The organism is Kitasatospora sp. NPDC058406, assembly GCF_042722765.1.
Classification (GTDB): domain Bacteria; phylum Actinomycetota; class Actinomycetes; order Streptomycetales; family Streptomycetaceae; genus Kitasatospora.
This window is the reverse complement of sequence record NZ_JBHXKE010000052.1, coordinates 32886-42269: the sequence shown is the minus strand read 5'-3', so window position 1 is coordinate 42269 and position 9384 is coordinate 32886. Positions and strand designations below refer to the sequence as shown.

Here is a 9384-nt window from a genome sequence, read left to right as displayed (position 1 = left end):
ACCCGCTCGGGTGCCGGCGGAGTCGTCTGCGCGGGCGCGGCCCCCGCGGCCCCGGCCGCGGGGCCGACCGTGAGGCCGGCCGCACCGGCGGGCGGCGGCCGGGCGGACCGCGACCGTCCGGATGGCGGAGCCCGTGCCACGGGAATACCCCCCGCCCGCTCCCCCGTGCGCCTGCTGTGCGCCCGTGAATCTGTGGAAGGCTACCCGGGCCCCTGTCACTTCCCTTGCCGAGAAGGCGAGTTGAGGAGCCAGCATGCCGCACGGACACGGCCCGCACGACGACCACCAGGACGGACACAGCGACCCCTCCCTCTACCGCACGCCCGCCGAGGCGATCGCCGCGCCGCCGGAGAAGCTCGCGTACGTCGCCGGGTTCGACCGGTCGGCGCAGCAGCCGGACGCGCTGATCACCGTCGACGCCGACCCGGAGTCGCCGAGCTACGGGCGGGTCCTCAACTTCACCGCCATGCCGGGGGTCGGTGACGAGCTGCACCACTTCGGGTGGAACGCCTGCTCCAGCGCGCTCGCGCACGCCTGCCACGACAACCCGGAGCGGCGGTACCTGCTGCTGCCCGGGCTGCGGTCGTCGAAGCTGCACGTGCTGGACACCCGACCGGATCCGGTGCGGCCACGGCTGGTGAAGACCGTCGAGGCGGAGGAGCTCGCGAAGAGAGCGGGCTACTCACGGCCGCACACGCTGCACTGCGGACCGGACGGCGTGTTCCTCTCCTGCCTCGGTGCGGCGGAGGGCGCGGACGGGCCCGGCGGGGTGGCGCTGCTCGACCACACCACCTTCGAGGTGCTGCGCCCCTGGGAAACCGAGCGCGGACCGCAGAACTTCGCCTACGACGTGTGGTGGCACCTCGGGACCAACGTGGGTGTCACCAGCGAGTGGGGCACCCCGTGGATGGTCGAGGACGGCGTCGTCCCGGAGCTGCTGCTGGGTCGCAAGTACGGGCACGCGCTGCACTTCTGGGAGCTCGACTCGGGCCGGCACCTTCAGCGGATCGACCTCGGCGACCAGTACCAGATGGTGCTGGAGCTGCGCCCGGCGCACGATCCGCAGGCGGAGTGGGGGTTCGCCGGGGTGGTCACCAACGTGGAGGACCTCTCCGCGTCGGTCTGGCTCTGGTACCGGCAGGGCGAGGCGTTCACGGCGCGGAAGGTGATCGAGATACCCGCCGAGGAGGCCAAGGCCGAGGACCTGCCGCCGGCCCTCCAGCCGTTCGGCGCGGTGCCGCCGCTGATCACGGACATCAACCTGTCGGTCGACGACCGCTGGCTGTACGTCTCGGCCTGGGGCACCGGCGAGCTGTTCCAGTACGACGTGTCGGACCCGTTCCACCCGCGGCTCACGGCCTCGGTGCGGCTCGGCGGGGTCGCGGCCCGCACGCCGCACCCGGCCCAGCCCGGCCGACCGCTGAGCGGGGCGCCGCAGATGGTCGAGATCAGCCGGGACGGTCGGCGGCTCTACGTCACCAACTCGCTGTACGGGGCGTGGGACGACCAGTTCTACCCCGACGGGATCGAGCCGTGGATCGTCAAGCTGGACGCCGACCCGGAGGCGGGCGGGCTGACCGTGGACCGGCGCTTCTTCCCGCACGGCGAGGAGTTCCGCGGGCTGCGCGTGCACCAGACCCACCTGGCGGGCGGGGACGCCTCCTCGGACTCGTACTGCTACCGGTAGTCCCGGGCGGTCGCGGTCCCCGTCGCGGTCGCGGTCGGGGTTGCGGTCCCGGTCGCGGTCCCCGAGCAGGGGTGTCGCGGCCGTTGGCGGGCCCTCCGGCGGCGGTGCCGAAGGGCCCGCCGCCGGTCGCCCTGGCCGTCGGCGGCGGTCAGACCCGGCCGAGCACCGGGTCGTGGTGGATCCGGCTCGCCGGTAGGCCGTCGGCGGCCAACCTGGTCCGGACCTCGGTTACCAGGCCGGCCGGGCCACTGACGCAGACCAGGTGCTCGGACCAGTCGCCGGCCCGGCCGACCGCCTCGGCGAGCCGGCGGCCCGGGCCGGCACCCGGTCGCCCGCCGGCCGCGTCGTCGGCCACCGGCACCAGTTCCAACCAGGGCTTACGGCCGCCGAGTTCGGCGAGCGACGGCCAGTCGTAGAGATCGGCCCGGGCCCGGGCGCCGACGAAGAGGTGGACCCGGCGACCGCGCGGGCGGTGCTCGACCAGCTGCTCGACGATCGCCTTCATCGGGGCGAGTCCGGTGCCGCCGGCCACCAGCAGCAGGTCCCGGCTGTCGTCGTCCGGCATCAGCGTGCCGCGCGGCGGCCCGAGCCGAAGCCGGTCGCCGACGGCCGTGTGCTCCACCAGCGCCTCGCTGACGCCGCCCGGGCCGGTGCGGCGCACGTGGAACTCCAACTCGTTGTCGGCGCGCGGCGCACAGCCCATCGAGTACTGCCGCCAGGTGTGCGGCAGCCGCGGGTGCTCCACCGTCCCGTACTGGCCGGCCCGGTACGGGTAGGGCTCGCCGGTGCGGACCCGCAGCACGGCGAGGTCGGGTCGGCGGCGCTCGTGGCCGACCACCACCGCGTGCCAGTACGGAGGTTCGGTGAGCGCCGACTCGGCGCCGGCCACCATCGCCTCGACCGCGAACCGCAGCATCCGCACCCAGGCGTTCTCCAGTCCGGCGCTCCACCGGGATCCGGCCCGGTGCCGGATCGCCTCGCAGAGGGCCTCCTCGAAGGCCTGGTAGTGAACCGGCCGGACCCCGAGCTTCCGGTGGTCGCGGCCGAGTTGGGCGAGCGTGGCGGACAGCTGGGCGGGCCGGTGCAGGTTCTCGACCAGGTAGTCGAACATCCGCTCCAGGTGGGCCTGCTGGAACTCCATCGAGTCCGGGAAGAGCGCCCGGAGGTACGGGCGGCGGCGGAACATGCACGCGTAGAGGTGGTCGATCAGGTCGGCGAACGGGGCGACCAGGCCGAGGGCGCCCATGATCAGCCGCTGGTCGGCGGCGGCGTCGAAGTCCCCGGCGTCGAGGGCCCCGCCCGCACCGGCGTCGAGGGCACCGGGGCCGAGGCCGCCGGGGCGCGAGCCGGGACGGGCGTCGGGGAAGGAGTCCAGCGGGGACGACGCCGGCGTGAGGATCTGCCGGCGAAGGCGCATGGCATGGTGCCGCGCGATCAGGCGGTCGTACTCGGTGGTGGTGCTGCTGATCTCCATGACCGGCAGCCTAACTACCCATCAGTTACATGACAGGACAGGCCCGTTCATGCCGTCGACCGGCAACGGACCCGCCCCGACCGGGTTTCGGGCAGGCGGCGGCCCGGGGGTGGCTCCCGGTCCAGTAGACGGCAGGACGCGTCACCGGGAAAGGGCCGGTGGTCCCGGCCCTCCCGGGACCACCGGACCAACGACCCCGCCACAAAGAGGACTCCCGACCCATCGCCGCCATGGCCACGGCCGCGCGGCTACCGGGGTGCCGCCATGACGGCACGCTTCCGGGAGGACCGGCCGTCCCGACGGGCCCCGGCCGCCGGCAACGTTCGGACGCGGGGGCGGCGACGCCCGCCACGCCGGGCGGGCGCTGCCGGCAGGGCCGCCGGACTCCCCGGGGAGCTACACCGGCGGGGTCGGGGGCCGTCCCGCGTCCCCGTGCACCGGCGAGGCGTCCGGCGGCGGCGCACCGTCCGGCCGGACGGCCGGCGAGGACGGCCGTGCCGGCCCGGTCGCGGTCCAGCTGGCCAGCAGCCGGAGCGACTCGGCCGACGGCGAGCCCGGGTCGGCGTGATAGGCGACGAGCACCTGGTCCGCCTCCTCCGCCGGGCGCAGCGTCTCGTAGCGCAGCGTGAGCCGGCCCACCACCGGGTGGTGCAGTTCCTTGGTGCCGTGGCCCTTGTCCCGGATGTCGTGCGCGGCCCAGAGACGACGGAACTCGCCGCTCTTGAGGGAGAGTTCGCCGATCAGCGAGGTCAGTCTCGGGTCGTCCGGGTCGCGGCCCGCGTCCAGCCGGAGAATGCCGACCACGTCGGCGGCCTTGGTCTCCCAGTCCAGGTAGAGCTCGCGGGCGGCCGGATCGAGGAAGACCTGCCAGGCCATGTTCCGGTGCTCCGGCGGGAGCGCCGCGAAGTCCCCCGCCAGCGCGTTGCCGAGCGGGTTCCACGCGATCACGTCGAGGCGCCGCCCGAGCACGTAGGCCGGGACGCTCTCCATCGCGTCCAGCAGCTGCTGGAACTCGGGGCGGATCTGCTGCGGGCGGGTGGAACGGCCGCGACCGGGGCGGCGGCGCGCGGGCTTGGTGATGCGGCGCAGGTGCTCGCGCTCGGCGGAGGAGAGCCGCAGGGCGCGGGCGATCGCGTCCAGGACGGCGGCCGAGACGTTCTCCCCGTGGCCCTGCTCCAGCCGGACGTAGTACGCCGTGCTCACGCCCGCCAGCTGGGCCAGCTCCTCCCGGCGCAGCCCGGGGACCCGTCGCCGGCCGCCGTAGTCGGGCAGGCCGACGTCGGACGGCTGGAGCCGGGCACGCCGGGACCGGAGGAATTCGCTGAGTTCGGTGCGCTGGTCCACGTCTGCAGTATGCGTGCGACCGGGCTCCCGGCGAGTGCTGGAGGGTGATACTGCCGGTGGTAGGAAGGCCGTGCCTACGTTAGGCACTGGTCTGTCTACCCCGGGCCGCCGGACCGAGCCTTGAGGCATGACGAACACCACGGTCACGGACACCATCCACACGAACGCCGAGGCCGGCGACGTCGAGGCCGCACGCACCGAGGCGGGCGGCAGCACCGTCGCCGCGTACGCCGCCCCGGCCCCGAAGGCCCCCCTGGAGCGGACCACCGTCCCCCGCCGGGCGCTCGGTGCCCACGACATCCTGATCGACATCGCCTACGCCGGTATCTGCCACTCGGACATCCACCAGGTCGCCGAGGACTGGGGTCCGGGGATCTTCCCCATGGTCCCCGGCCACGAGATCGCCGGCGTGGTCGGCGAGGTGGGCCCGGAGGTCACCCGCTGGGCGGTCGGCGACCGGGTCGGGGTCGGCTGCTTCGTCGACTCCTGCCGGGAGTGCGACAGCTGCCGGGCCGGACTCCAGCAGTACTGCACCGGTGGGAGCGGCGCGGTCTTCACCTACAACGCGGTCGGCCGGGACGGCGCGCCCACCTACGGCGGCTACGCCAGGCAGCTGGTGGTCGACGAGAACTACGCGCTGCGCATCCCCGGGGCGCTGCCGCTGGACGTCGCCGCGCCGCTGCTCTGCGCGGGCATCACCCTGTACTCCCCGTTGACGCGCTGGGGCGCCGGTCCCGGCCGCAAGGTCGCGATCGTCGGTCTGGGCGGCCTCGGCCACCTGGGGGTGAAGATCGCCCGTGCCAAGGGGGCGGAGGTCACCGTGCTGAGCCAGTCGCTGCGCAAGCGCGAGGACGGGCTGAAGCTGGGCGCCCACGACTACCGGGCCACCTCCGACCCGGCCACCTTCACCGAGCTGGCCGGCACCTTCGACCTGATCGTCAACACCGTCTCGGCCGACCTCGATCTGAGCGGCTACCTCGGGCTGCTGCGGACCGACGGCACCCTGGTCCAGGTCGGGGCGCCGGAGAAGCCGGTCTCGATCAACGCGCACGCGCTGCTCGTCGGACGCAGGTCGCTGGCCGGTTCGATGATCGGCGGCCTGCCGGAGACGCAGGAGATGCTCGACTTCTGCGCCGAGCACGGCATCGGCGCGGAGATCGAGCTGATCCGGGCGGAGCAGATCAACGAGGCGTACGACCGGGTGCTGGCGAGTGACGTGCGGTACCGCTTCGTGATCGACACCGCGACGATCTGACCTCCCCGGTCCCCCGTCACCGTCCCGCCCACCCCGCCGGAGCGCCCCGGTCCGACGGCGCGGTCCGACGCACGGACGCGCCGCGGTCGGCGCCCGGATCCCCGCCCCCGGTGCTCTCCCATCACCGGGGGCGGGGCGCAGGTACGGCGCCCGCCCGGCTCACGCCCCGGCCGGGCGGGCCGCCTTGCGGCGGCCGGAGCCCCGGCGCAGCAGGCGGCGGCGCGGGGGCTGGTCGGGCAGCCATCCGAAGGTCAGGCAGCTGCCGACCACGCCGAGCAGCATGCCGATCAGGAACCCGCCCAGGTTGGAGGTGAGCCAGCTGCCCAGCGACGCCAGGACGGCGACGATCGAGTAGAACAGCCGCTGGGCCGGGTTGAAGAGGATCAGCAGGCCGCAGAGCGTCATCACCGACGGGACGAGGTAGCCGGCCAGTCCCTGGAGCCCGATGTGCAGGACGACGGGCAGCGGGGCCCGGAGGGTGAAGAGGATCTCCGCGCCGCCCAGGAGGACCAGCAGCCCGCCCCAGAAGGGCCGTCGGCCCCGCCAGCCCCGCCGACCGGGGCGGGCTCCGGTCCGGGCGGGGCGTTCCTCGACGGCCTGCCCGGCGGTCGGCCGGCCGTCCTGGTCGCTGCTCGGCCGGCCGTCCTGCCCGGCGGAGGCGTTCCCGGGTGCGGGTCCTGCGGCGGGTTCGGGCTCGGCCACCGTCAGCAGCCCTCCGAGCTGAAGGTCAGCCGGAGGTTGGGCAGTTTGAAGGCCCCGGCCGTGGTGGCGTAGTTGTGCTGCCGCAGGTTGCGGATCTTCACGGTGTCGGCCTGCTGCCCGAAGACGCCCGGCAGGCCCTTGACGCCGGCCTTGGTGTAGGTGCTCGCGTCGCCGCCGATCTCGATGTTCTTGAACTCCGCGTCGCCCGAGAGCAGGTCGGAGTCGGTCGTGAGGTCGGTGGCGGTGACGGGCGTCCCGGCGTCCCCGGCCTTGATCAGCAGGTTGATGCCGCCCAGGTCCACGCTCTGGCAGAGCCTGGTGAGCGAGGCCTCCTTGATCGCGGAGACGGCGACCAGCACCTGCCCGCCGGTGTCCCCCTCGTTGGGACTGTTCTCGATCATGTGGTCCAGGCTGCCGAACTGCTCGAAGCCGACGCCGTCCAGGCTGTCGGCCGTGACGGTGAACGGCATGCCGGAGATGGCGAACTGGGCGGCGAGCACGCCCTGCGCGGTCAGGGTCATCAGCAGGGCGCCGGCGGCGACGGCGGGAACGGCCATCAGCGCGGTGCGCTTCAGCCGGACCCGTCCTCTGAACCCGGTGGGCGCCTCGGCGGTCTCGGTGGTCTCGGTGGTGCGGGCTGCGTCATCGGACGTGGCCATGTGTGCTCCCTCGAACGGTGGACGGGCAGGCACAGGCACGTTGTCCTGGCGCGGACAGCGTTCTGCGGACCGGCCGGGTGGACCGCCTCTCGGCAGCGGGGCGGGCCGTCGGATCCGCAGTGGGTAACTGGGAAGCTACTGCCCGGTATTCAAGGGGTCAATACAGGTGCGCGAAGGATCATCGACCGCTCGGGCCCGGTCCGGGGCACCCCCGACCGGGCCCGACCCGTTCGGGGACAACGGCTCCGGCGCACCGGGCTCCGGCGGCGCCGGAACCGCCGCAAGGCGCCGCGCCGCCTCCTCCGGACCGAGGAACGGCGCCAGACAGAACAGGCTCAACGTCGGCAGCAGGCTCGGCAGTTCCTCCGTCCGCCCGGCGTCGATGCAGCGCTGGAGCATGCTGTACACGCCGCCGACGACCGCGTCGACCATCGCCTCCGCCGCCACCCCGTCGGGAAGTTGCGGCACCTCGGCGAAGAAGGCCCGGAACCGGGTGAGGAGTTGGTCCCGCTCGCGGCGCCCGGCCGGCCCCACGGCGTCCAGTTCGATCACCGCCATGGTGGCGAAGGCCGGCACCCCGGCCAGCAGTTCGAGCATCGCCCGGAGCGCCTCGCGGATCCCGGTGCACCAGTCCGGCGCCACCGCGAAGGCCGCCGCCATCCGGCGGATCACGACCCCCGTCCCGTGCCGGTGAGCGGCCAGGAAGGCGTCCTCCTTGCCGGTGAACAGCTCGTAGAAGACCGGTCTGGTCACCCCCGCCGCGCGGCAGATGTCGCTCACCGTGGCTCGCTGGTAGCCGTGTTGCGCCACCGTGTGCACCAACCCGTCGAGCAGCCGCTCCCGCTGGGTGGCGGCGACCACGTCGGGCGGCAGCCGGCTCGGACCGCGTTTGATCGATCGGGCCGGGTCCCGGCCGGTGCGCGCGCCGGGCAGGAGTACGTCCGCACGACGAGTAGCTGACTCCGGTTTCATCGCCAACTCCTGTGTTTTGTCTTGACATTGACGCGACGTCCGGTTTACAACACTGACGGGTTTCCAATCTGCGGCCAGGCCGCCGGAGACCCGCACGCGTTCCGACTGTCCAGTATGGCGAACGCATGCCCGGCGGTGGCAGCCGCCGACGTGCACCCGGCGTGCCCACGCACCACCCGTACCCTTCGCGCGCCATCCGCACCACCCGCACCCTCCTCGCCGTACTGCCGCCGTACCCGACGTACGTCGACGTACCGCCCGGCTCCCCGCCGTACCACGGCGCCGTGCCGCCAGGTACCTCGACCTGCCTCGCCGTACGGGCGGGCCCGTGGCGCCGGGCCCGCCGAGTCACCGTCCGCGGTGCCCCACCACCCGCACCACCCCGTCGCGGTCGCTCATCGGCCGGCCACCGCCGCACGCCACCCCCACGCGACCTCACGGGCTCCCCCCACCCGACTCCGCCAGGAGAGAGGCACACCCTCATGCGCATCCGCCGAACCCTCGGTACCGCCGCCCTCGCCGCCGCCGCGGTGCTGGCCGCCGGCACCGTCACCCCCGCCCAGGCCGCCGGCCCCGCCGTGCTCACCCACACCGCCCCCGGCGGTCCGAACGTCGCCGTCGGCGACGTCCTCACCGCCAACCTGGTGGCCGGCAGCTACGCCACCTTCTACTCCAGCGCGACCGGGACGAGCGGCATCAAGTGCGCCACCTCGTCGTTCTCCGCGACCGTGACCAGCAACCCGGCCGCCCCGGGCGTGGCCACCGAGCAGCTCAACAGCCACACCTTCGGCTCCTGCACCGCCAACGTGATCGGCGTGACCAGCGTGCAGAGCATCACGGTCAACAACCTGCCGTACACCAACTCGGTCAGCGACGCGGCCGGCAACCCGGTCAGCCTCAGCCCGACCGCGGCCGGGCCGCTGCAGACCACGGTCGTGCTGAAGACCGTCCTCGGCACCATCACCTGCGTCTACCGCGCACCGGGCAGCATCGCCGGCACCACCAGCAACGTCGGCCAGACCATCGGCTTCAGCTCCCAGGCGTTCCCGAAGGTCTCCGGCCCGAGCACCTGTTTCGCGACCGGGTACTTCAGCGCGACCTACGGGCCGGTGACCGACAGCTCGGTGCCCGGCAACCCGCACATCTACATCAACTGATCGCCCCCGGCAGGGCCCTCGGCACCTGCGCGCGGCGTGGGGGGAGTCCCGTCGCCGCACGGCGTTGGGGAAGCGGAAGACAAATTTACCACCGGTAGGGGGGTGGGGGCAGGGACCGTGTGCGACCCGGGGTG

Annotated in this window: 8 protein-coding genes; 3 read left to right on the top strand and 5 right to left on the bottom strand. The window is 73.7% G+C overall.

From position 1 onward, the window contains the following. Window positions 1-253: 253 nt before the first annotated feature. A complete protein-coding gene (locus ACFWOG_RS13060; RefSeq protein WP_329880856.1) occupies window positions 254-1687 on the top strand; it encodes a selenium-binding protein SBP56-related protein in 1434 nt (477 codons plus the stop codon). A gap of 148 nt (window positions 1688-1835) precedes the next feature. Here the strand turns inward: ACFWOG_RS13060 and ACFWOG_RS13055 are convergent, their stop codons facing one another. Further along, on the bottom strand, window positions 1836-3161 hold the full coding sequence (locus ACFWOG_RS13055) for a globin domain-containing protein (RefSeq protein WP_380357698.1): 1326 nt from the start codon (window positions 3159-3161) through the stop codon (window positions 1836-1838). Between the two features lie 396 nt (window positions 3162-3557). Beyond that, window positions 3558-4505: a helix-turn-helix transcriptional regulator gene (locus ACFWOG_RS13050; RefSeq protein WP_329880860.1), complete on the bottom strand. Its 948-nt coding sequence runs from the start codon at window positions 4503-4505 to the stop codon at window positions 3558-3560. A 127-nt stretch (window positions 4506-4632) separates the two neighbouring features. On the opposite strand from ACFWOG_RS13050, the gene ACFWOG_RS13045 reads away from it, so the two are divergent. Next, a complete protein-coding gene (locus ACFWOG_RS13045; protein ID WP_380357695.1) occupies window positions 4633-5760 on the top strand; it encodes an NAD(P)-dependent alcohol dehydrogenase in 1128 nt (375 codons plus the stop codon). A 159-nt stretch (window positions 5761-5919) separates the two neighbouring features. Here the strand turns inward: ACFWOG_RS13045 and ACFWOG_RS13040 are convergent, their stop codons facing one another. The 3 genes from ACFWOG_RS13040 to ACFWOG_RS13030 all read right to left on the bottom strand — a co-directional run bounded on the left by ACFWOG_RS13040 (window position 5920) and on the right by ACFWOG_RS13030 (window position 8093). Continuing rightward, window positions 5920-6462, bottom strand: a complete 543-nt coding sequence (locus ACFWOG_RS13040) for a DUF6114 domain-containing protein (RefSeq protein ID WP_380357691.1) — start codon at window positions 6460-6462, stop codon at window positions 5920-5922. 2 nt (window positions 6463-6464) lie between these two features. Continuing rightward, entirely contained in the window at window positions 6465-7121 is a 657-nt protein-coding gene (locus tag ACFWOG_RS13035) for a DUF6230 family protein (protein WP_329880864.1), read from the bottom strand. A 135-nt stretch (window positions 7122-7256) separates the two neighbouring features. Further along, window positions 7257-8093, bottom strand: coding sequence for a TetR/AcrR family transcriptional regulator (locus tag ACFWOG_RS13030; protein WP_380357688.1), 837 nt, complete (start codon window positions 8091-8093; stop codon window positions 7257-7259). Window positions 8094-8575: 482 nt separating this feature from the next. Between ACFWOG_RS13030 and ACFWOG_RS13025 the strand changes: the two genes are divergently transcribed. Continuing rightward, a complete protein-coding gene (locus ACFWOG_RS13025; protein ID WP_355409010.1) occupies window positions 8576-9250 on the top strand; it encodes a Tat pathway signal sequence domain protein in 675 nt (224 codons plus the stop codon). Window positions 9251-9384 lie beyond the last annotated feature (134 nt).